This window comes from Phytomonospora sp. NPDC050363, assembly GCF_040655735.1.
GTDB lineage: Bacteria > Actinomycetota > Actinomycetes > Mycobacteriales > Micromonosporaceae > Phytomonospora.
Map to the genome: position 1 here is coordinate 368,877 of NZ_JBFAKK010000006.1, position 21,498 is coordinate 390,374.

Genomic DNA, 21,498 nt, shown 5'->3' on the forward strand with positions numbered 1-21,498 from the left:
AGGAGACACCACAGATGACCTTCAGCGCCAGCGGCCCAGGTGTTCGCACGCATCGACGCGGCGGCAAAGGGACCCGCAGACCACGGCGCCGCAAGATCATCGCTCCGTGGATCATCGTCACGGCCGTGTCCGCGCTCGTCCTCTCCCTGCTGACGGCCGGTTTCGTCTACCTCATCGCCGGGGCCTGCTCCGGCAAGCCCGAGCAGGTCACCGTGCTGGCCTCGACCAGCATCGCGGGCTCGCTGAAGAGCCTCGCCCGCTCATGGCAGGACTCCGAGCCCTCCGTCAACGGGCAGTGCGTGGCCATCGAGGTGCAGGAGAAGGACTCCGCCGACGTCCAGCAGGCCCTCTCCCCCGACTGGGACACCAAGCGCAACGGCAACGCCCCCGACGTGTGGATCCCCGAGTCGGCGGCGTGGGCCAGGATGGCCGCCGATCGCGAGGCGACGGCCCGGCTCATCCCCGACATCCAGCCCAGCATCGCGCGGTCGAGCGCGGTGATCGCCATGCCGAAGGTCATGGCCGAGGCGGTCGGCTGGCCGGAGAAGAAGCTGAGCTGGCCCGACCTGATCGCCATGGCCAAGGACCCCGAGGGCTGGGCCTCCGACGGCCACCCCGAATGGGGTGACGTGCGCATCGGAATGAGCAACCCCCTGAAGTCCACCGCCAGCCTCCTGGCGCTCCTGGCGATGATCGACGCCAACGGCGACACCGACATCACCCAGGAAGAACTCGACGCCGTCGTGCTGCTGAAGAACACGATGGACACCTACGAACCGGACGACGCCACCGCGCTGATGACGAAGATGGGCGAGGCCGACGCCGCCGGCGGCGCGCTCGCCCACCTGTCGGCGTTCCCCGCGCTCGAACGCGACGTGCTGATGTACAACTCGCGCAACCCGAAGGAGCCGCTGGCCGCGGTCTATCCCTCCGACGGCGCGCCCGAGGCCGACAACCCGTTCCTGGTCATCCAGAACGCGCCCTGGGTCTCGGCGGTCAAGCAGGACGCGGCCACCCAGTTCCGCGACTTCGTGCGGGACAAGGAGGGGCGCGAGGTGCTGCTCGCCGACGGCTTCCGCGACTCCAACGGCAACGGCGGGCCGAGCGTGAGCGTCGACAACGGACTCTCGCCGCAGATCACCGAACCGCCGGCCGAGACCGTCCAGCCGGCCGCGGTGACCAACACCCTGGCCACCTGGACCGCCCTCAACCGCACCACGAACCTGCTGTTCGTCATGGACACCTCCGACGCGATGGGGGCCGCGACCACCGTCGACGGGGAGGACACCACGCTGCTGGAGGTCGCGCAGGACGCCGTGCGCATCGCGCTGAACATGATCGGCTCGGAGAAGTCGCAGGTCGGACTGTGGCAGTTCTCCGGGGCCGACGCCGGAGGTGTGCCCTACCAGTCCCTCGTCCCGCTGGAAAGGCTCGACGAGGGCAACCGCGCCTCGATCTCCGAGAACATCGACTTCATGCAGGCCGGCGGGCCCAGCGCCCTGTACGACACGGCCGCCGCCGCCTACCAGCACGTCACGGAGAACTACCTGGCCGAGGCGACCAACATGGTGGTGGTGCTGACCGCGGGCGCCAACAACAACCCCAACGGCGGTCTGTCCCTGGAGGACCTGACCACCCAGCTGACCGGAACGCGGGACCCGAACCGTCCGGTGTCCCTGATGACGATCGGCTACGGGGAAGGCGCCGACGAGACGGCGATGCAGGAGATCTCGACCGCGACGAAGGGCCAGTACTTCGCCTCGAAGTGGCCCGGGGAGATCAGCAAGACACTGCTGAACGCGTTGTTCAACGCGCAGTGAGAAAGATTCACGAGCGTGTCCCGGCGCTCCCACCGGCGCCGGGCACGCCGACCGGCCGTGACTCTCACGGCCGGCTGTCGTTTCAGTGGGCGGTCACGCCGCGGCGTTCGCGTGCGGTACCGGGCCGCGGTGCGGACTCACCAGGGATCCGTCCGGCAACAGCTCCCCGGTGTCCTCGAAGAGGATCACTCCGTTGCAAAGCAGGCTCCAACCCTGTTCGGGGTGGCTCACCAGGACGCGCGCGGCCTCCCGGTCGATGGCCTCCGCCGTGGGACAGGGTGGTTCGTGTTGACACATCGTCGGCTCCGGTTCCTTGACCGTGTGGGGTGGATCACTATCAACAGTGAGCCACACTAGCCGCATCCTCGTGAGTTCTCCGCATCATTAGCGGCACGTTTCCGGGAGTATCAGCCGAACAGATGATCACATTGCCCACCTCCGTACAAGTCCCCGCGGTCCCTTCGGGCTGCCGAGGGCGGTTGCGCGAACGCGCCACATGGACCTGGCGACTCGCAGACGGCGCAGACCCCGCCGAGCTGGTCACAGCGCTACTGAACGAACACGGCCTCGGCACACTGCCCTTTCCGGACGGACGCTCCGTGCACGATCCACGCGCCGGGACTTTGTGCGGCGCGGCTTTGGTGATTTCCGCCACAGCCGGCGCCGTGATGGTCGGTGGAACGACCGGAAAGCCCTCCCCCGCGCCCGCGGTTCCCGACATCGCCGTCGTCGTCTACGAGCACGGCCCACCTGCCCCTCGACCCCCCGTGAGCGGCCCTGAGTTCTCGCTGGGGGTCTGGCGGGACTCCTGGGACCCCGCGGAGCACGCCGGCGCCGTTTCGGCCGTCAGAGAGGCCATCGGCGCCGGGGACGTCTATCAGGTCAACCTCGTCGGCCACGCCCGCGCCCGCTACACCGGCGACCCCTCGGCCGCGCTCGCGCGCGTCGCCTCCGTTCCCGAGGCCCGCTACGCCGGCGGCCTCGCCGTCGACGGCTGGGCGCTCGCGTGCGCCTCGCCCGAGCAGCTCATCACCGTCGAGGGCGACCTGCTGGAGACCGGACCGATCAAGGGCACCAGGCCCGGCACCGAGGCCGGCCGCGCCGAACTGCTCGCCTCGGTCAAGGAGCGCGCCGAGCACGTGATGATCGTCGACCTGGAACGCAACGACCTCGCCCACGTCGCCCGCCCCGGCAGCATCGAGGTCGCCGAGCTGTTCGCCGTGCGGCGCTGGCGAAACACCTGGCACGCCGAGTCGACGATCCGCGCCAGGCTCGACGAGGGCGCGACCTTCGCCGGGCTGCTGCGGGCGGTGTGCCCGGGGGGCTCGGTGACCGGGACGCCGAAACTGTCCGCACTGGACACGATCGCCGCGCTGGAACCGGTCGGACGCGGACCGGCGATGGGCGCCTTCGGCTATCTGACGCCTCAGCGGCTCGACCTCGGCCTGACGATCCGCACCGTGGCCGCCGACGGCGAGCACCTGCACCTCTGGGCCGGCGGGGGCATCACCTGGCGCTCGGACCCCGACGCCGAGGTCGCCGAGGCGGCCGCGAAGGCCGCGCCGCTGCGAGCGCTGCTGGCCGGCTGAGCCGTCCGGGCTCGAACGCGCCGTCCGCATTGGACGCGCGGCCGGCCCGACACCGCTCACCAGGGCCGATGGATGAAGTGACTCCACCGCCTCTCGCGAGGCGATGGAGCCACTTCTGACCGTCGAATAAGGTCTTCGATCCCCCTAGCGATCGCCCACCGGGCAAGCTCTAAGACCCGAACGCCTCGGGCGGCGGGCAGGAACAGGTCAGGTTGCGGTCGCCGAAGGCGCCGTCGATGCGCCGGACCGGTGCCCAGTACTTGCCCGCGTCCCGGCCGGCCGGGTATGCCGCCAGGCTGCGCGGGTACGGGTGCGTCCACTCGTCGCCGGACACCATCGCCGCGGTGTGCGGGGCGTTGCTCAGCGGGCTGTCGCCGACGGGCCAGGCGCCCTCGCCGACCCGGGTGATCTCACCGCGGATGCTGATCATCGCGTCGCAGAAGCGGTCCAGCTCGCCGAGGTCCTCCGACTCGGTCGGCTCGACCATGAGCGTGCCGGCGACCGGGAAGGACATCGTCGGGGCGTGGAAGCCGTAGTCGATGAGCCGCTTGGCCACGTCGTCGACGGTAACGCCCGTGTCCTTGGTGATCTGCCGCAGGTCGAGGATGCACTCGTGCGCGACGAGGCCCTTGTTGCCCGTGTACAGCACCGGGTAGTGCGGCGACAGCCGCGCGGCGACGTAGTTCGCGGCGAGCACGGCCACGGCGGTGGCCTCGGTCAGCCCGGGTCCGCCCATGAGCCGCAGGTACACCCACGGGATCGGCAGGATCCCCGCCGAGCCGTAGGGTGCCGCGGCGACCGGTCCGACCTTCGCCTCGGGAGCGAGCGGGTGGCCGGGCAGGTAGTCGGCGAGGTGGGCGCGGACGGCCACCGGGCCGATGCCCGGACCGCCGCCGCCGTGCGGGATGCAGAAGGTCTTGTGCAGGTTCAGGTGCGACACGTCGGCGCCGAACTTGCCCGGCTTGGCGAAGCCGAGCAGCGCGTTGAGGTTGGCGCCGTCGACGTAGACCTGGCCGCCGGCGTCGTGAACCTTGGCGCACACCGAGGCGATGCCGGTCTCGTAGACGCCGTGCGTCGACGGGTAAGTCACCATGATCGCGGCGAGGTTGTCGGCGTTGGCCTCGATCTTGCGGTCGAGGTCGGCCAGGTCGATGTTGCCGTCCTCGTCGCAGCCCACGACGACCACGCGCATCCCGGCCATGACCGCGCTCGCGGCGTTCGTGCCGTGCGCGCTCGACGGGATCAGGCACACGTCACGGTGCGACTCGCCCCGGTCGGCGTGGTAGGCGTGAATGGCCAGCAGGCCGGCGAACTCGCCCTGCGAGCCGGCGTTGGGCTGGAGGCTCACCGCGTCGTAACCGGTGACCTCGCTCAGCCAGCTCTCCAGGTCGTCGATGAGCTGCCGGTAGCCGCGGGTCTGGTCCTGCGGCGCGTACGGGTGGATGTCGGTGAAGTCCGGCCAGGAGATGGGCTCCATCTCGGTGGTGGCGTTGAGCTTCATCGTGCACGAGCCGAGCGGGATCATGCCCCGGTCGAGGGCGTAGTCCATGTCGGACAGCCGGCGCAGGTAGCGCAGCATGGCCGTCTCGGAGCGGTGCTGGTGGAAGACCGGGTGGGTCAGGTACTCGCCGGTGCGCAGCAGGTCGGCGGGAAGCGCGTCGGGGGCGTCCTCCAGCTCGGTGAAGCCCTCCTGCTCGGCGCCGAACGCCCGCCACACCGACAGCACGTCGCCGACGGTGGTGGTCTCGTCGCAGGTGATGCCGACGTGGTCGGCGTCGGCGAGGCGCAGGTTCACGCCGAGGTCGGCGGCGGCGCCCACGATCTCGGCGGCCTGGCCGGGGACGTGCGCGACGACGGTGTCGAAGAAGTGCTCGCCGACCAGGGTGATCCCGCGCTGGGCGAGACCTTCGGCGAGGAGCACGGCGCGGCGGTGCACGCGGTGGGCGATGCCGCGCAGGCCGTCAGGGCCGTGGTAGACGGCGTAGCAGGCGGCGATCACGGCGAGCAGGACCTGCGCGGTGCAGATGTTGCTGGTCGCCTTCTCGCGGCGGATGTGCTGCTCGCGGGTCTGGAGGGCGAGCCGGTAGGCGCGGTTGCCGTCGGCGTCCTTGGAAACGCCGACCAGGCGGCCGGGGAGCATCCGTTCGAGGCCCTTGCGGACCGACATGAAGCCGGCGTGCGGGCCGCCGAAGGCCATCGGGACGCCGAAGCGCTGCGCGGAGCCGACGGCGATGTCGGCGCCCATCTCGCCGGGCGAACGCAGCAGCGTCAGCGCGAGGAGGTCGGCGGCGACGGCGACCTGGGCGCCGCGCTCGTGGGCGGCCTCGATGACGGCGGTGAGGTCGACGATCCGTCCGGAGGTGCCCGGGTATTGGAGGAGGGCGCCGTAGAGCTCGTCGGGGAGGTTCGCGGGGTCACTGAGGTCGGCGACGTGGATCTCGATGCCGAGCGGGATCGCTCGCGTCCGCAGCACCGCCAGCGTCTGCGGGAGCACCTCGCTGTCCACGGCGAAGACCGGGGACTTGGTCTTCGTCGCGCGGCGGGCGAGGGTCATGGCCTCGGCGGCGGCCGTGGCCTCGTCGAGGAGGGAGGCGCCGGCCACGTCGAGACCGGTGAGGTCGGCGACGACCGTCTGGAAGTTGAGGAGGGCCTCCAGGCGGCCCTGGCTGATCTCGGGCTGGTACGGCGTGTAGGCGGTGTACCAGGCGGGACTCTCCAGGACGTTTCGGCGGATCACGGCGGGTGTGTCGGTGCCGTGGTAGCCGAGACCGATCATCTGGCGCATGCGCCGGTTCTGGGCGGCCAGGGAGCGAAGTTCGGCGATGACCTCCGTCTCGGAGGCCGCGGGGCGGAGATTGAGGCCGTCGTGTGCGCCGATCGTCTCGGGGATCGCCGCACGCAGGAGTTCGTCGGTGTGGGTGTAGCCGACGGTGTCGAGCATCCGCCGCTGCTCATCGGGCGACGGCCCGACGTGCCGCCGTACGAACGGCGTGGCCTCGGGCGCTCGGTCGTCACTGGACCGGTGGGTCATGCCAGGTACTCCGCTGGGAGGTACGGCGCGGGCACGTCACCCGCGACGGTCCTCCCCCTCTGTCGTGGGAACCTGAGAGCTTCACCCTCGCGGGTTTGCCCCTTCGGTGAGACGGATCGGCCGTCTGCTCTCCAGAGGTGCCAGTCCGAGCGGTCCTTCTGCCTGAGAGGTTCCGGGGAGGATTTGCTCCTTCGGCGCCACCGCATCGTGCCCTGGTGGTCTCTCCCGCTCGGGTTTACCGGCTTTCGGTCCCCAAAGTACCAGCGTTGGATCACCTTGCACTGTGCGACAGGTGGGCATGTGTCGAAGGACCCGAAACACTGATCGCGGTCAGGCCTGCGCGGCCTTGGCCGCCGCGGCGGCCTTCGCCTTGGTCTCCTTCTTGAAGGCGCGGACCTTGGCGAGGCTGCCGGCGTCGACGATGTCGGCGACCGAGCGGTAGGAGCGTTGCGCGCCGTAGTCGCCGGCGGCCTTGCGCCAGCCGGCCGGGCGGATCTCGAAGCGCTTGCCGAGCAGGGCGATGAAGATCTGCGCCTTCTGCTTCCCGAAGCCGGGGAGCGCGCCGAGGCGCTTGGCGAGGTCGTCACCGTTCTTCGCGCCCGTCCAGACGGCGGCGGCGTCACCGTCGTACTCGTCGGCGACCGCCCGGGCGAGCTTCTGCGTGCGCTCGGCCATCGAGCCGGGGAAGCGGTGGATCGCGGGGACCGTCGCGAAGATCCTGGCGAAGTCCTCCGGGTCGTGCTCGGCGACGGCGACCGGATCGAGCCGCTCGACGCCCAGGCGCTCGGCCAGGCGGTATGGGCCCACGAAGGCCTTCTCCAGCGGGATCTGCTGGTCGAGGAGCATGCCCGTGAGCAGCGCGAACGGGTCGCGTGCGAGCAGTTCGTCGGCGGCCTTCTCCTGGGCGAGCCACAGCTCCGGCATCGTCAGCCCGCCTGGCGGCGCGCGCGGCGCAGCGACAGCTCGTCGAGCATGGCGGCCGTGGCGTCCTCGCCGACGTTCGCGCGCTCGGCGGGCAGCGAGGCCAGGGACCCTTGGATCTCCTTGAAGGCGCCCGAGATGGCGATCCCGAAGACGCCCTGACCGCCCTGGAGGAGGTCGACGACCTCTTCGGGCGAACGACACTCGTAGACGGTCGTGCCGTCGGAGATGAGGGTGATCTCGGCAAGGTCGTCGACCCCGCGGGCGCGCAGGGCGTCGATGGCCTTGCGGATGTTCTGGAGCGAGACGCCGGCGTCGAGGAGGCGCTTGACGACCTTCAGGACGACGATGTCGCGGAACGAGTAGAGGCGCTGGCTGCCCGAGCCGCTGGCGCTGCGGACACTGGGCACGACCAGGTCGGTGCGGGCCCAGTAGTCGAGCTGGCGGTAGGAGATGCCGGCGGCGGCGCAGGCGGTCGGCCCACGGTAGCCGGTCAGTTCCTCTGCGTCATCACGCGTGGCCGCGGGTGCGGCACCGGTCTGGTTGCTCCCCTCGGTCACAACGTCCTCCCCATGTCCGCAGGATTTCGCCGGCCCCGGCCGCGCGATGAGTCCGCTCAGTTGGGGTGCCGGCACAGCGGTCGCACCCCACGCCAGGAGCCTATACCCCCGGGCACCGCGGGACCGGGATTCGAGTGGTACGACACGCCGCGCACGGGGGTCGTCACGAGACGGCGGGCGATCGGCCTATCCCGCGAAGTCCTCCGGGCTCACCGTGTCCAGGAACTCCCGGAACTTCTCGACCTCGTCCTCCTGCTCGTCCGGGATGACGATCCCGGACTCATCGATCACCGCGTCGGTGCATCGCACCGGCGAACCGGTCCGCAGCGCCAGCGCGATGCCGTCGGAAGAGCGGGCCGACACGCGCACGCCGCCTTCGAAGACGAGCTCGGCGTAGAAGATGTTGTCCTTTATCTCCACGATCTCCACCGCTTCGAGGTTCACCTCCAGCTTGGCGAGGATGTCGCGCATCAGGTCGTGGGTGAGCGGCCGCGGCGGGGTCATCCCCTGCTGCTGATAGGCGATGGCGGTGGCCTCGACGGCGCCGATCCAGATGGGCAGGTAGCGCTCGCCGTCGGTCTCCTTGAGCAACACGATCGGGTTGTTGCTCGGCAGTTCGACCCGGACACCCACCACGGTCAGTTCGCGCACCAGATCCTCCGTCGCGCCCTAAGGTACGGCCCTTGCTCTGCACTTTGCACGGTACACGCACCGCTCAGGGACGGGCAGCGTCGCGGCTGAGTCCCTTCGCCACCAGCGCCGACCGCAGAGCGGCCGACAGTTCGGCGAGCTCGGCGGCCACCACTTCGGCCTCGACGTCCCTGCGATGCCGCAGTGGCGCCGTGATCTGCCCGATGAGGGCGAGGTCACGGTCGGCCGCCTGCCGATGGCCCCGCAGGTGCCTCGGTTCGATTCCATACCCCGAAAGCGCCGCGGCCAAAGACGCCACGCCGAGATCGTGGTCGTCGAGTTCCGGACCGACGAGTCCGAGCGCCTCCAGTTCGCGCAGGCGCTCCTCGCTCAAGCCACTGCGGGCGATGATCTCGCCGCGCGAGTAGCGGGTCGGGGAGGGCACCGCTCGAACCGGCTTGGCCGGCGCCGCGTGCTCCTGCGGCGCCGAGAGGCGCTCCTTGATCACCCTCAGCGGGAGGAACTCGTCGCGCTGAGCGCTGAGCACCTCGCGCAGCCGGGTGACGTCGGCCCAGGAGTAGCGGCGGTAACCCGACGGGCGCCGGGTGGGGCTGACCAGCCCCTCGGACTCGAGGTACCTGATCTTCGACACGGACAGGCCGGTGAACTCGACCCGGAGGTGGGCCAAGACCTCGCCGATGGTCATCGTCGGGAGGTCGGGCTCGCCCTCGGGCGGTGTCACCGGCCGTGGCCGTGTCGTCGGGTCTACTGCGGGCGGGGCCCGGCGATGAAGACGAGGCGGAACTTGCCGATCTGCACCTCGTCGCCGTTGCCGAGGGTCGCGTTCTCGACGCGCTCCCGGTTGACGTAGGTCCCGTTGAGGCTGCCGACGTCGCGGACGGTGAAGGTCACGCCTTCGCGGTGGAACTCGGCGTGACGACGGGACACGGTCACGTCGTCGAGGAAGATGTCGCTGTCCGGGTGGCGGCCACTGGTGGTCACCTCCAGGTCGAGCAGGAAGCGGGCTCCGGCGTTCGGTCCGCGGCGCACCACCAGCAGGGCGGTGCCGGGCGGCAGAGACTCGGCGAGCCGTCCGGCGTTGACATCGGTGTCAGAACCTTCCAGCACCTCATCGAGGGCGCCGAGGTTCATCGTCGATGTGACGTCGAGCGGAGGGTACTCGTCGTCAGGGCGGGGGCGCGTCATCAGACCACCTCACGTCTGGTCGACCTCCCCAGCTGAAAAAACGGGGCGGTCGACGGTTTACTCACAGGACTTGACTGACACAACTTAACCACGTCAGTGACTGAGCGAGCCTAGCCACCCGCTGAGCGGCGGGTCAACCGCAACGCGCAGGAGTGGCCGGGCCGATCCTTCCACAAGGGATATTCGTGCTTTATCCCTGCGTGAGCTTGGTGTACGCGTCGGCGTCGAGCAGTGCCGCGACGTCGGCCACCTCGTCGGGTTCGAGCTCGAAGAGCCAGCCTTCACCGTAGGGCTCGTCGTTGATCTGCTCCGGGGTGTCGGACAGCGCGTCGTTGCGAGCGGTGACCGTGCCCGACAGCGGCGCGTAGATGTCCGAGACGCTCTTGGTCGACTCGACCTCGCCGACGGCTTCGCCCGCGGTGATCTTCGCGCCGACCTCGGGGAGCTGTACGTAGACGATGTCGCCGAGTGAGTCCTGCGCGAAATGTGTGATGCCGATCCGGACCGCCGCGGTCTCGGTGGACTTGATCCACTCGTGTTCGGCGGTGTAACGCAGCTCTGCTGGGATCACCCTCGCAGCCTTTCTGGGCTCAGACCGGATGGTCAGTCGACTGGCTTGGCGTACTTCGGTTCGGACGGTGCCACGATGGTGGTCACCTGCACCTCCCCGGGCTCGTTGACCACGACGGTACCGCCGTCTTTGCCGACGTTGTCGACCACCCCACCGGGGATGCGCAACGCCGTGTCCATGGTGGCCGGGTCGCCGATCACGGTGATCCGGTAGACGCCGGTGATGGCGACGTCGTCGACGATGAGGCCGTCGGGACCGTCGAGGAAGAAGGTGGACGCGACGATCCGGACCGAGGCTCCGTTGGCACCGTCGATCTGTCCGGCCTCCATGCCCGCGCCGCGCAGCTCCTCGACCGCGTCGAGGATCGTGGCGGCCCGGATGGGCGTGGCGCCCGACTGGAACTCCAGGATGAGGCCGGTGCCCTTGGCGCCGATGGTCCCGGCGAGGATGCCCAGCTCATCGGCCAGCCCACGGGCCTCCTCAAGGGCCGCGGCACCCCCTTCGGCCCCCGAGGTGAGCTGGCGCTTGCTCTCCTCCAGGCCGGCGATCTCGTCGGCGAGACGGGTCTGCCGGGCGTCGAGGTCGGCGAGGATGCGGACCAGGTCCTCCTGGCGCGCCCCGGCCAGCTCGGGGTCTTCGTGGTGGCTGCGGAGCTGGACGGCGGCGGCGAAGCCGAGCAGGGCCACGAGCACCCCGATGGCGATGCCGGTACGGCGCTTGCGGCGTACCTCCCCAGGGTCCTCAGCGGACTCGCCGGGGGCCTCCTCGACGGTGTCGGCGGCGTCCTCGTCGACCTCGGGAGTGAGATCGGCGTCACCGTCCCCGTTCACGGAATCGTCGTCTCGTCCCGGTTCGGGTGTGGCGTTGATCATGGTCGCTCCTCCTGCCTGGGACTCGTTTCGCGGGTCTGGTGCACCGGGGCGCTAAGCCGAGAACAGATGCCGCCGGATGGCGGCGGCGTTGGAGAAGATCCTGATGCCCAGCACGACGACCACGCCCGTCGACAGCTGGCTGCCCACGCCGAGCTGGTCGCCGAGGTAGACGATCAGGGCGGCGATGAGCACGTTGGAGATGAAGGAGACGACGAACTGCTTGTCGTCGAACTTCTTGTCGAGCCGGGCGCGCACTCCCCCGAAGACCGAGTCGAGCGCGGCGATGACCGCGATCGGCAGGTAGGGCTGGAGCCACAGCGGCACGTCGGGATCGAGGAACACACCGAGGACGACGCCGACCAGCAGCGCGAACGCGGCGATCACCGGCCGCTCTCCGAACCGCTCGGGTCGGGCACCGTTCCCGGCGGTGTCAGCGGTGCCGCGTTGTCCAGCGGCGGCGCCGGCGCCGCCGGAAGCGTCAGGTCGTCGGTGGCTTTCACCGTGAATCCCATTCCGTAGTCGTTCCCGTAATTCTCGAAGGTCCGCGCGGTGGGGGTGGCGTTGAACTCGCGGGCGAGGTCGGGCGGTCCGATCGCGGTGATCTTGTAGGGGTTGGTGACAGGCCGGAAGTCGACGAGGATGGCGGCGCCGGCGGCGCGAATGGCCGAGGTGGCGGTCAGGCGCTGCTCGTCGATGGCGATGGCCTCGGCTCCCAGGGACCACAGGGTGTTGACGATGGTCTGGATGTCGCGGTCGATGACGCGGCCGAGGTTCTGAGCGGAAGGGTCTTCAGGTTTGGGTCCGTCGCTGACGGTCACTGTCACGCCGTCGCCCTCGACCGCCGCGAGTCCCGCAAGGGCCGCCTCGTTCCCGAGCGCCTCGGCCTCGGCGTCGTTGCCGAGGAGCTGGTCGCGCAGGTTCTCGACGTCCTCGCTGAGCTGCTCGGCGTCGTCCTGCATGCGGTCGGTCTCGGCCTGCCGGGCGTTGATGTCGGCGATGAGCTGCTCGCGGATCTCGGCGTTGGCCGGCGCGGCGGCGATCGTGTGCTGGTAGGCCACGACCAGCAGGAAGCCGATCACGGCGGCCGTGACGGCGGTCAGCGCGCGGGTGAGGCGGGTGCGGCGGATGGGGCGTTTGGCCGCGTCGGTGTCGTAGTCGAGGGGGTTGTGCCAGAAACTGGCGAGCAGGTCTACCGCGACCGGCCCGAAACCGCGTTGCTTGTCGGGTTCGTCCTCGTAACGACGCCTCATGTGGACTGGCGCCTCACCACATCCGGGGTGTCGGCGCGACTTGCGCGGATGAGACCCGCGACCTGGATGACGTAGAGCAGCGCCGAGATCCAGTACAGCACGATCCCCCACCACGCCAGCGCCCATCCGGTGGGACGGGCCCACGCCTCGACGCCACCGCCCTGACCGGCCAGGACGAGCACCGGGAAGGCCGCGAAGACGATGAAGGTGGCGGCCTTGCCGAGGTAGTGGACTTCGAGGGGTCCGTAACCGTGGCGGCGGAGCATGACGAGACCGGCGAGGAGGACCAGTTCGCGGGCGAGGAGCGCGGCGGTGAACTGCCAGGGCACGAACTCGCGGACCGTGAGGGCCACGACGGCGGAGAGGATGTAGAGGCGGTCGACGAGCGGGTCGAAGAGCTGCCCGAAGCGGCTCACCTGACCGAGGCGCCGGGCCAGGAACCCGTCGACCCAGTCGGTGCCGCCACCGACGGCGAGGACGACGAGCCCGGCGACGTCGTCGTGCGTGCCGAGAAGCAGGTAGAGAAAGACGCCGATGCCGAGGAAGCGGATGAAACTGATGAGGTTCGGCCAGGTCCACACGCGCCAAGGTGCGGGGTCGGCCTGGACGTGCTGCTCCGTGCTCGTCACGACGCCCCTCCCTATATATGCGCGTGCATCGCGGCGGTGATTCTACCCAGCGTGTCCGGACCGATCCGCGCGGCGGTTAGTCCCCGGGCGCGGCGGCCCAGATCGTGCGGACGTGATCGAGGTGCCGGTGCATGAGCGCCTCGGCGCCTGCGGCGTCCCCGTCGAGCATGAGGTCGAGCAGTTCGATGTGCTCGTGGGCCGAGGGCACCAGCCGGTCCGCGGCCGCCAACGCGGGCACCCCGTACAGGCGCGAGCGGTAGCGCAGTTCGGCGACGACGCTGACCAGCCGGCGGTTGCCCGACAGTGCCAGCAGGGCCGAGTGGAAGCGGTGGTCGGCGTCGATGTAGCCGGTCAGGTCGGCCTTCGTCGCGGCGGTCACGATGAGCTCGGCGACCGGCCGCAGAGCCTCCAGGTCCTCCTTGCCGGCCGTGCGGGTGATGGCCGCGACCGTCGCCGGTTCGATGAGCCGGCGCAGGGCGGTGCACTCGTCGAGTTCGCGCTCGTCGATGTCGACGACGCGGAAGCCCTTGTTGCGGACCGCCTCGACGAGGCCTTCCTTGGCGAGGTCGAGCATCGCCTCGCGCACCGGGGTCGGGGACACGCCGAAGGTCGAGGCGAGCTTCGGCGCGGAGTAGATGACCCCGGGGCGCAGGCGTCCGGTGATCAGCGCGGCGCGGAGTTCGGTGCCGACCTTCTCACGCAGGTTCTGGCGCGGCGGGAGGGCGGGGAGGTCGAATGCGGCGTCCGCAGCGTCCACGGCGATTTCTCCGGTTCGTCAGGTGGCGTGCGACAGATACTGCCATGGAGTGACGATCGCCACGAAGGTCGGTGTCACAGCTCGAAACCGTTCGGGAACGGGTCGTCGGGGTCGAGGAGGTACTGGGCGGTCCCGGTGATCCAGGCCCGGCCGGTGATGGACGGGATGATCGCCGCCCGCCCGGCGACGGTGGTCTCGCCGACCGCCCGGGCGGTGAAGCGGGTCCCGATGAAGGACTCGTTCACGATCTCCTCGCCGACGGCGAGTTCGCCGCGGGCGTGGAGCTGAGCGAGGCGCGCGGAGGTGCCGGTTCCGCAGGGTGAGCGATCGAACCACCCCGGATGGATGACCATGGCGTGGCGGGTGTGCGCGGGTGTGGACTCGGGAGCGAGCACGGCGACGTGTTTGAGGCCGCCGATGGCAGGGTCCTGGGGGTGCTGGGGCCGGGCTCGCTCGTTGACGGCGTCCATGACGGCGAGCCCGGCGCGCATGATGTCGTCCTTGTTCGCGCGGTCGAAGGCGACGCCGAGGTCCTCGGCTCGGACGAAGGCGTAGAAGTTGCCGCCGAAGGCGAGGTCGTAGGGCACGGTGCCGTGGCCGGGGACCTCGACGGAGGCGTCGAGCGCGGCGGCGAAGGAGGGAACGTTCTCGAGGGTCACCGACTCGGCGCGTCCGTCGCGTACGGCGACGGTGGCGGTGACGAGGCCGGCGGGTGTGTCGAGGCGGATGGTCGTCTCGGGTTCGGTCGCCTCGACAACGCCGGTCTCGACGAGGACGGTCGCCACGCCGATCGTGCCGTGGCCGCACATGGGCAGCCAGCCGGAGACCTCGATGAACAGGACGCCGACGTCGGCGTCGGGCCTGGTCGGCGGCTGGAGGATGGCGCCGCTCATGGCGGAGTGGCCGCGGGGTTCGTGGACGAAGAAGGTGCGCAGGTCGTCGCGCTCCTTCATCAGGATCTCGCGGCGTTCGGCCATGGTGGTGCCGGGCAGGGGGCCGACACCACCGGTGATGACGCGCGTCGGCATGCCCTCGGTGTGGGAGTCGACGGCGTGGAACACGTGGCGGCTGCGCATCAGATCACGGCCGGTTCTTCGCCGCCGATCGGGAGTCCGGCTGCGGCCGGCCGCTCGCTCGACCCGGCGGACCGCAGCGCGCTCTTCTCCACGGTCGCGAGGGCCTTCTCGGTCACGGCGCGCACCACCCGCTCCTGCTTTGCGGTGAGCGGCCCGCGCGGGGGACGGCAGTCGCCGCCCTTGCGTCCGGCGATGTCCATGGACAGCTTGATCGCCTGCACGAACTCGGTCTTGGAGTCCCAGCGCAGCAGTGGGTGCAGCGCCCGGTAGAGGGGCAGCGCGGTGTCGAGGTCCTTGGCCACGGCGGCCTTGTACAGCGCCACACTCGACGCGGGCAGTGCGTTGGGGTAGCCCGCGACCCAGCCGACGGCGCCGGCGATGGCGAGTTCGAGGAGCACGTCGTCGGAGCCGATGAGCAGGTCGAGGTCCGGGGCGAGCTCGCGGATCTCGTAGGCGCGGCGGACGTCGCCGGTGAACTCCTTGACGGCGACGATGAGTCCCTCGTCGTGGAGCTTGGCGAGCAGTCCTGGCGTGAGGTCGACCTTGGTGTCGAGGGGGTTGTTGTAGGCGATGATCGGCAGGCCGGCCTTGGCGACCTCGGCGTAGTGGTCGACGACCGCGCGGGTGTCGGCGCGGTAGGAGTTGGGCGGCAGGAGCATGACCGCGCCGCAGCCGGCCTCGGCGGCCTCCTCGGCCCAGTAGCGCGCCTCGCCGGAGCCGTAGGCGGCGACGCCCGGGATGACGTGCTCACCGCCGAGGACCTCGACGGCGGTCGTCATCACCCGGTGGCGTTCCTTCTCGGTGAGGGTCTGGTACTCCCCCAGGGATCCGTTGGGGACGACGCCGTCGCAGCCCTGCTCCTTCAGCCACGCGACGTGCGCCGCGTAGGCGTCGTAGTCGACGTGGAGGTCGTCGAGGAACGGCAGGGCGGTGGCGACCTGTACTCCGTGCCAGGGCTTGGTGTCGGTCATGTGTCGGCTCCTTGGGGTGGATGGGTGTCGAGGCCGGCGAGGTCGCCGAGCCGTACGGGTTGCGCGAGTGGCCGGTTGACGTGTTCGGCGACGCCGAGGATGCGGGCGGCGGCGTAGCCGCAGACGCGTCCCTGGCAGTGGCCCATTCCGGTGCGGCTGAGGAGTTTGAGGCCGCGGGTGTCGCGGGCGCCGTCGGCGACGGCTTCGCGGACGCGGGCGTAGGTGACTTCTTCGCAGCGGCAGACGAGGGTGTCGTCGGTGAGCCAGGAGCGCCAGCCGTCGCGGACGGGCCAGGCGGCGGCGAGCGCGGCGGCGAGCCGTCGCTGGCGTGTGCGGCGGCGCAGTAGTCCGGTGGGGGGTGTGGTGTCGGTGGCGGCGTGTCCGGCGAGGGCGCCGGTGGTCATGGCCAGGATCGCTCCGCCGACTCCGCAGGTCTCGCCGGCGGCCCAGACGCGGGCGGCGGTGGTCGCCTGTGCGGCGTCGACGACGGCGACGGGGGTGCCGTCGAAGCCGGGCGTGAGTTCGCAGCCGAGGTGGACGGCGAGTTCGAGTTGCGGTGTGAAGCCGTATCCGGCGGCGAGGGTGTCGCAGGGGATGGTGCGGTGGGTGCCGTCGACGGGTCGCCAGTCGCGGTCGAGGCGGGCGACGGTGACCTCTTCGAGGCGGTCGTGGCCATGGGCGGCGATGACGGCGTGCCCGGTGCGGTAGGGAATGCGGTGGCGGGCGAGGGCGGCGGCGTATCCGGCGGCCTCGGCGGCGCGGGAGAGGTCGGTGGCGAGGGGTAGTGCGTGCCGGTTGGGGCGGTTGGCCTCGAAGACGCCGTGGACGGTGGCGCCGGCTGCGGCGAGGCCGGTGGCGACAGGGAGGAGGAAGGGTCCGGTGCCGGTGACGACGACGTTGTTTCCGGCGGGCAGTCCCTGCCCCTTCCACAGTGCCTGCGCTCCCCCGGCGGTCATGACGCCGGGCAGGTCCCATCCGGGAAAGGGCAGGGACCTGTCGTGGGCGCCGGTGGCCAGGACGACGCGGCGGGCGCGGACGGTCGCCGGGCGCTCGTCGGCGTGTCCGACGAGGCAGTGGAGGACGTGGGGTTCGCCGGGTTCGGCGTGCCAGACGCGGTGGCCGGCGAGGTGGGCGACGCCGTCGAGGCGGTCGCGGAGGCGGGTGAAGGCGCGCCAGTGGTGGTGGCGGGCGCCGTCGTCGCCGTGCTGGTGGCGGTAGTACTGGCCGCCGGAGCGTTCGGCGGCGTCGATGACGGCGACGGCGGCGCCGTTGCCGGCGGCGGTCGCGGCCGCGGCGAGGCCGGCGGGTCCGGCGCCGATGACGGCGATGTCGTACACGGTCATTCCGCGGCTCCGGTGGTGATGACGTCGCCGTCGCGGGCGGGCGCGAGGCAGGCGCGGATGGAGGTGCGGCCGTTGACGGTGACGAGGCAGTCGAAGCAGACGCCGATACCGCAGAAGAGCCCGCGCGGGCGTCCTCCGAAGCGGGTGGTGCGCCAGGAGCGCATTCCGGCGGCGTGCAGGGCCGCGCCTATGGTCTGGCCTTCCTCGGCGGGGACGGCGCGGCCGTCGACGGTGATGTTCACGTGCTCGCTCCCTGGTCGAAGCGGCCGGGGCGGAAGGCCGCGATGTCGATGGCGGGCGCCCGTCCGGTCAGGCCCTGGGAGATGAGCATGCCGGTCCCGGCGGCGAGGCCGACACCGGCGCCCTCGTGTCCGCAGGCATGCCAGAGGCCGGGGACGCGCTCGTCGGCGCCGATCACGGGCAGATGGTCGGGGGTATAGGGGCGAAAGCCCCGGTAGGCGCGCATGACCTGGACGTCGGCGAGGACGGGGAACAGCTCGGCGGCCTGCGCGGCGAGGCGGCGCAACACGGGGATGGAGAAGCGGGTGTCGAAGCCGACGCGTTCGCGGCTGGCGCCGATCAGGACCGGACCGGCGGCGGTTCCCTCGACGACGGGCGAGGTCTCGAGCCCGGCGGTGGCGGCGGCGACGTTGGCGACGTAGTCGGCGGAGTAGACCTTGTGCCGGATCAGGCGGGGCAGCGGTTCGGTGACCAGCACGAAGCCCCGGCGCGGCGCGACGGGCAGTTCCCCGCCGCAGCGGGAGGCGACCTCGGCGGCCCAGGTGCCGGCGGCGTTGACGACGGCACTGGTGGGGACGGGGCCGGCGTCGGTGCGGGCGGCGGTGACCTTCCCTGCGACGCGGTCGACGCCGGTGCAGGTGAGTCCGGTGTGGACGGTGACGGCGGGGTGGCGCAAAAGCGCGGCGGCGGCCAGAGCCGGCATGACCTGCGCGTCCTGCGGATAGAAGACGGCACCGGCCGTGCCGTCGCGCAGGTGCGGCTCGTAGTCGTGGGCGTCGGCGACGGCGACGGCTTCGACGCCGCTCGACCGCTGTCCGGCGGCGAGTTCGGTGAGGGCGGCGAGGGCCGGGGCGTTCGGGGCGACGACGAGGCCGCCTTTCGGTTCGTACTCGATGTCGGCGTCGAGGACGCCCGACCATTCGCGCCAGCGGCGCAGGGAGAGCATCGCCAGGTCGAGTTCGGGCCCCGGCGGCTTGTCGGACACGAGGAGGTTGCCCTCACCCGCGCCAGTGGTGCCTCCGGCAACCTGGTCGCGTTCGACGACGGCGACGGTCATGCCCGCCATCGCGCACTCGTGGGCGATGGCGGCTCCGACGATTCCGGCACCGACGATGACGACGTCGGCGCCGCCCAGGGACGTTGCCACGTCAGTAGTATGTCACACGTTAGTGTTCGGCGGCATCGGTGAACACGCCCTTCTCCAGCACCGGGACGACCGCGCTGGAGTCCGCCTCGACCGCGATGTCCACATCGCCCCCGAAGCCCTGCGAACCGAGCTCCACTCCCCCACCGCAGCGGCGAATCGCGCCGGCGACGTCGGCGGTCACCTCGTAGGTCCGCGCGGCCGCCTCGGCCTCCGGGGAGAATCCCTCCCCCGTCGCGAGCGCGGCGAGCACGGCACCGGCGCCGAGCTGGTCTTCGAGGCAGGGGCGCAGGCTGCCGTCCGGCCAGCGCTCGCCCGAGGCGATGACCACGACGGGACGTTCGGCCGTGCCGTAGCCCCGCGCCCCGATCCAGCCGGCGACCGCCCGGGCGTTGCGCAGGCACGCGGCCACGACCGTGCCCTCCCCCGCCGCGGCGGCGATGGTGGAACCGTTGGGGGACGGTAGGACCAGCCGTCCGGGTGCGGGCGCGGCCCGCAACGCGGCGGGCGACAGCGTCCACGGGGACTCCTCTGTCGCCTGCCTCCTGCCGACGGCGAGCTTCGCGCCGTGCTCGTCGGCGTGGGCGCGCGCCGACTCGTCGCGCCAGCGATAAGGGAGGACGAGGCCCCCGCCTTCGACCACCACCGAAACGGCCGTGGTGAAGGAGAGGACGTCGACGACCACGAGGCAGCCGCCGGGGGAGGCGAGCTCGGCGGCCTCGACGGGGCCCCAGCCGAAGCGGACGGCGAAGCCGCGCTGTGCGAAGAAGTCGGTCATCGGGCGATGATGGCACGGCCGTCGCCCCGTGCCCGAGGCCCGCCGTCCTGCTACTTTCCCGCCGTGGAGACCATTCCCGACGGCGTACTCGACCGACTCACCGGCATGGACGGCTCCGAGCTGACCGCCTGCGCCGCCACACCGCTCGGCGGAGGGCTCGGCGTCGCCACCGCCGGTGTCGCGCGGCTGGACGCGGCCTACCGGGCGGGTCGAGCCGAGGGGACCTTCAGCGTCATCCGCAAGACTTTCCGGCCGGTGAGCTCCGGACGCCACGCCGAGGCGGCCCGCGACCCCCGCCACTGGGCGTTCTGGCGCCGGGAAGTACTCGCCTACGCCTCCGGTGTGCTCCCCTCCGGGCCGGGCCTGCGCGCTCCGGTGTGCTTCGGCCACGGCGACGACGTCGTCTACCTCGAAGACGTCGAGGGGACGACCGAGTCGCCGGTCCTGGCCGCCGCGCGGCTCGGGCGCTGGCAGGCCGCGGCGGCGGCGCCGTCGGCGCCGTGGCTGTCCGGCCACCAGCTCGCACAGCGCGTGGCCGCCGGTGGGCTCGACTGGTCGGCCGTCGACGCCGACCCTCGCATGCCGGCGCTATGGGAGCGGCGCGCCGAACTCCTCGAAGCGCTCGCCGGACTCCCCCAAGTGCTGTCGCACGGTGACTTCCACCACGCGAACATAATCGCGACGGCAGGCGACACCGTCGTGCTCGACTGGGGCACGCTCGGCCTCGCGCCCACCGGCGCCGACCTCGCGCACTACCTGCTCGGCCATCCCGACGGCACCGATCCCGCCCATGTCGCCGACCTGGTGGACGCCTACCTCGACGGCTCGCGCGGGCGATTCACCCGGGCCGATGCGCAGACCGGGCTATGCGCCACCGCCGCACTGACCGGCGCGAGCCGCGTGCACTGGCGACTCGCCCAAGGGCTGCCGGTCCCCGACGGGTACGTCGACCTCGTGTCGGCGATGGCGCCGTAGGGTGGCCGGATGGACCTCTACGACATCCCGCTGCGGACCCTCGACGGCGAGGCGGCCTCGCTCGCCGACCACAAGGGCAAGGCACTGCTGATCGTCAACGTCGCCTCCCGGTGCGGACTCACGCCGCAGTACGGGGGTCTCGAACGTCTCCAGGAGCGCTACGCCGAGCGCGGTTTCAGCGTCCTGGGCTTCCCGTGCAACCAGTTCGGCGGGCAGGAGCCGGGAAGCGCCGAGGAGATCGCGGAGTTCTGCTCGGCGACCTACGGCGTCACCTTCCCCATGTTCGCCAAGGGCGACGTGAACGGCGACGACCGCCAGCCGCTCTACACCGAGCTGACCGCGACCACCGACGCCGACGGCGCCGCCGGGGACGTCCAGTGGAACTTCGAGAAGTTCCTCATCTCGCCCGAAGGGGAGATCGTCGGGCGGTTCCGGCCCACCGTGTCGCCGGAGTCGGACGAACTCGTCGCCGCGATCGAGGCGCGCCTGCCCGGGTAAATCCGGTGCGCCGGCGGGCCGGGAGCCCCTAGTCTGCGCCACCATGGAGGACCCGAGGCGATACCTCAACGTCGTCGACGTCGAGGCGACCTGCTGGCAGGGCCAGGCCCCACCGGGGCAGGTCAACGAGATCATCGAGATCGGCCTGTGCGTGGTCGACCTCGGCACCCGCGAGCGCGTCGCCAAGCACCGGATCCTGGTGCGACCGGCGCGGTCGACGGTCAGCGAGTTCTGCGCCGAGCTGACCGGCCTGACCCAGGAGGACGTCGAATCCGGCGTCTCCTTCGAGGAGGCGTGCCGGGTCCTGGACTCCGAGCACCGGGCCCGTTCACGGGCGTGGGCGAGCTGGGGCGACTACGACCGCAAGCAGTTCGAGCGGCAGTGCGGGCGCGGCCCGGCGGTGTACCCCTTCTCCTCGCGGCACACCAACGCCAAGGCCGTCTTCGGCGAGTCCTACGAACTGCGCAGGCGGCCGGGCATGGCGCAGGCGCTGAACGTGGCAGGTCTGCCGCTGGAGGGCCGGCACCACAGTGGAGCCGACGACGCGTGGAACATCGGCGCACTGGTGCTGCGGCTCGTCGAGCGCGGTGCCTGGGCGGGGGCGCCGGACCGGAACGGCCCGGCGGAGGCCTAGACG

General features: G+C 71.2%; 24 protein-coding genes and 2 riboswitches. Of the genes, 5 read left to right on the forward strand and 19 right to left on the reverse strand.

What is annotated here, in order from left to right:
- Nucleotides 1-125: 125 nt before the first annotated feature.
- Nucleotides 126-1,820, forward strand: a complete 1,695-nt coding sequence (locus tag AB0I28_RS18950; RefSeq protein ID WP_357494875.1) for a substrate-binding and VWA domain-containing protein — start codon at nucleotides 126-128, stop codon at nucleotides 1,818-1,820.
- Between the two features lie 93 nt (nucleotides 1,821-1,913).
- Here AB0I28_RS18950 and AB0I28_RS18955 read toward each other — a convergent pair whose 3' ends face one another.
- The gene (locus AB0I28_RS18955) at nucleotides 1,914-2,117 is read right to left on the reverse strand and encodes a DUF5999 family protein (protein ID WP_203687042.1); all 204 of its coding nucleotides are present in this window, start codon (nucleotides 2,115-2,117) and stop codon (nucleotides 1,914-1,916) included.
- Nucleotides 2,118-2,239: 122 nt separating this feature from the next.
- On the opposite strand from AB0I28_RS18955, the gene AB0I28_RS18960 reads away from it, so the two are divergent.
- Nucleotides 2,240-3,409 (forward strand): chorismate-binding protein, encoded by a 1,170-nt coding sequence (locus tag AB0I28_RS18960; protein ID WP_357494877.1) that lies wholly within the window; start codon nucleotides 2,240-2,242, stop codon nucleotides 3,407-3,409.
- A gap of 169 nt (nucleotides 3,410-3,578) precedes the next feature.
- Here AB0I28_RS18960 and gcvP read toward each other — a convergent pair whose 3' ends face one another.
- From gcvP to AB0I28_RS19050, 18 genes are all read right to left on the reverse strand, one after another.
- Nucleotides 3,579-6,440 (reverse strand): aminomethyl-transferring glycine dehydrogenase, encoded by a 2,862-nt coding sequence (gene gcvP, locus AB0I28_RS18965; RefSeq protein ID WP_357494879.1) that lies wholly within the window; start codon nucleotides 6,438-6,440, stop codon nucleotides 3,579-3,581.
- Nucleotides 6,441-6,489: 49 nt separating this feature from the next.
- A riboswitch (glycine riboswitch) is annotated at nucleotides 6,490-6,580 on the reverse strand.
- A riboswitch (glycine riboswitch) is annotated at nucleotides 6,581-6,678 on the reverse strand.
- Nucleotides 6,679-6,770: 92 nt separating this feature from the next.
- Complete coding sequence (locus tag AB0I28_RS18970; protein ID WP_357494881.1) at nucleotides 6,771-7,364, reverse strand: HhH-GPD-type base excision DNA repair protein; 594 nt, start codon at nucleotides 7,362-7,364, stop codon at nucleotides 6,771-6,773.
- Between the two features lie 2 nt (nucleotides 7,365-7,366).
- Nucleotides 7,367-7,858 carry a MerR family transcriptional regulator gene (locus AB0I28_RS18975; protein WP_357495143.1) on the reverse strand — a complete coding sequence of 164 codons (492 nt, stop codon included), beginning with the start codon at nucleotides 7,856-7,858 and terminating at the stop codon, nucleotides 7,367-7,369.
- A gap of 249 nt (nucleotides 7,859-8,107) precedes the next feature.
- The gene (locus AB0I28_RS18980; protein WP_357494882.1) at nucleotides 8,108-8,572 is read right to left on the reverse strand and encodes a bifunctional nuclease family protein; all 465 of its coding nucleotides are present in this window, start codon (nucleotides 8,570-8,572) and stop codon (nucleotides 8,108-8,110) included.
- A gap of 64 nt (nucleotides 8,573-8,636) precedes the next feature.
- On the reverse strand, nucleotides 8,637-9,257 hold the full coding sequence (locus tag AB0I28_RS18985) for a MerR family transcriptional regulator (protein WP_357495145.1): 621 nt from the start codon (nucleotides 9,255-9,257) through the stop codon (nucleotides 8,637-8,639).
- A 59-nt stretch (nucleotides 9,258-9,316) separates the two neighbouring features.
- Nucleotides 9,317-9,757: an FHA domain-containing protein gene (locus tag AB0I28_RS18990; RefSeq protein WP_357494884.1), complete on the reverse strand. Its 441-nt coding sequence runs from the start codon at nucleotides 9,755-9,757 to the stop codon at nucleotides 9,317-9,319.
- A gap of 190 nt (nucleotides 9,758-9,947) precedes the next feature.
- Nucleotides 9,948-10,328: a glycine cleavage system protein GcvH gene (gene gcvH, locus AB0I28_RS18995; RefSeq protein ID WP_357494886.1), complete on the reverse strand. Its 381-nt coding sequence runs from the start codon at nucleotides 10,326-10,328 to the stop codon at nucleotides 9,948-9,950.
- Nucleotides 10,329-10,360: 32 nt separating this feature from the next.
- Nucleotides 10,361-11,200 (reverse strand): DUF881 domain-containing protein, encoded by an 840-nt coding sequence (locus AB0I28_RS19000; protein ID WP_357494888.1) that lies wholly within the window; start codon nucleotides 11,198-11,200, stop codon nucleotides 10,361-10,363.
- 51 nt (nucleotides 11,201-11,251) lie between these two features.
- On the reverse strand, nucleotides 11,252-11,584 hold the full coding sequence (locus tag AB0I28_RS19005; protein WP_357494890.1) for a small basic family protein: 333 nt from the start codon (nucleotides 11,582-11,584) through the stop codon (nucleotides 11,252-11,254).
- Nucleotides 11,581-12,450, reverse strand: a complete 870-nt coding sequence (locus tag AB0I28_RS19010; RefSeq protein WP_357494892.1) for a DUF881 domain-containing protein — start codon at nucleotides 12,448-12,450, stop codon at nucleotides 11,581-11,583. The genes AB0I28_RS19005 and AB0I28_RS19010 overlap by 4 nt, the downstream gene beginning before the upstream one ends.
- Nucleotides 12,447-13,079, reverse strand: a complete 633-nt coding sequence (locus AB0I28_RS19015; protein ID WP_357494894.1) for a CDP-alcohol phosphatidyltransferase family protein — start codon at nucleotides 13,077-13,079, stop codon at nucleotides 12,447-12,449. Before AB0I28_RS19015 ends, AB0I28_RS19010 begins: the two co-directional genes overlap by 4 nt.
- 76 nt (nucleotides 13,080-13,155) lie before the next feature.
- Nucleotides 13,156-13,836: a GntR family transcriptional regulator gene (locus tag AB0I28_RS19020; protein ID WP_357494896.1), complete on the reverse strand. Its 681-nt coding sequence runs from the start codon at nucleotides 13,834-13,836 to the stop codon at nucleotides 13,156-13,158.
- Nucleotides 13,837-13,910: 74 nt separating this feature from the next.
- Nucleotides 13,911-14,912, reverse strand: a complete 1,002-nt coding sequence (locus tag AB0I28_RS19025; RefSeq protein ID WP_357494898.1) for a proline racemase family protein — start codon at nucleotides 14,910-14,912, stop codon at nucleotides 13,911-13,913.
- Nucleotides 14,912-15,883: a dihydrodipicolinate synthase family protein gene (locus AB0I28_RS19030; protein WP_357494900.1), complete on the reverse strand. Its 972-nt coding sequence runs from the start codon at nucleotides 15,881-15,883 to the stop codon at nucleotides 14,912-14,914. The genes AB0I28_RS19025 and AB0I28_RS19030 overlap by 1 nt, the downstream gene beginning before the upstream one ends.
- Nucleotides 15,880-17,226 carry an NAD(P)/FAD-dependent oxidoreductase gene (locus AB0I28_RS19035; RefSeq protein ID WP_357494902.1) on the reverse strand — a complete coding sequence of 449 codons (1,347 nt, stop codon included), beginning with the start codon at nucleotides 17,224-17,226 and terminating at the stop codon, nucleotides 15,880-15,882. Before AB0I28_RS19035 ends, AB0I28_RS19030 begins: the two co-directional genes overlap by 4 nt.
- The gene (locus tag AB0I28_RS19040) at nucleotides 17,223-17,468 is read right to left on the reverse strand and encodes a (2Fe-2S)-binding protein (RefSeq protein WP_357494904.1); all 246 of its coding nucleotides are present in this window, start codon (nucleotides 17,466-17,468) and stop codon (nucleotides 17,223-17,225) included. Before AB0I28_RS19040 ends, AB0I28_RS19035 begins: the two co-directional genes overlap by 4 nt.
- Nucleotides 17,465-18,613, reverse strand: coding sequence for an FAD-binding oxidoreductase (locus AB0I28_RS19045; protein ID WP_357494906.1), 1,149 nt, complete (start codon nucleotides 18,611-18,613; stop codon nucleotides 17,465-17,467). The genes AB0I28_RS19040 and AB0I28_RS19045 overlap by 4 nt, the downstream gene beginning before the upstream one ends.
- 19 nt (nucleotides 18,614-18,632) lie before the next feature.
- Nucleotides 18,633-19,388, reverse strand: a complete 756-nt coding sequence (locus AB0I28_RS19050) for a 2-phosphosulfolactate phosphatase (RefSeq protein ID WP_357494908.1) — start codon at nucleotides 19,386-19,388, stop codon at nucleotides 18,633-18,635.
- A gap of 63 nt (nucleotides 19,389-19,451) precedes the next feature.
- Between AB0I28_RS19050 and AB0I28_RS19055 the strand changes: the two genes are divergently transcribed.
- From AB0I28_RS19055 to AB0I28_RS19065, 3 genes are read left to right on the forward strand one after another with little or no spacing between them, the layout of a single operon-like run.
- Nucleotides 19,452-20,363 (forward strand): aminoglycoside phosphotransferase family protein, encoded by a 912-nt coding sequence (locus tag AB0I28_RS19055; protein WP_357494910.1) that lies wholly within the window; start codon nucleotides 19,452-19,454, stop codon nucleotides 20,361-20,363.
- 9 nt (nucleotides 20,364-20,372) lie between these two features.
- Nucleotides 20,373-20,861: a glutathione peroxidase gene (locus AB0I28_RS19060; RefSeq protein ID WP_357494912.1), complete on the forward strand. Its 489-nt coding sequence runs from the start codon at nucleotides 20,373-20,375 to the stop codon at nucleotides 20,859-20,861.
- A 43-nt stretch (nucleotides 20,862-20,904) separates the two neighbouring features.
- Entirely contained in the window at nucleotides 20,905-21,495 is a 591-nt protein-coding gene (locus AB0I28_RS19065) for a 3'-5' exonuclease (RefSeq protein WP_357494914.1), read from the forward strand.
- Nucleotides 21,496-21,498: the final 3 nt, after the last annotated feature.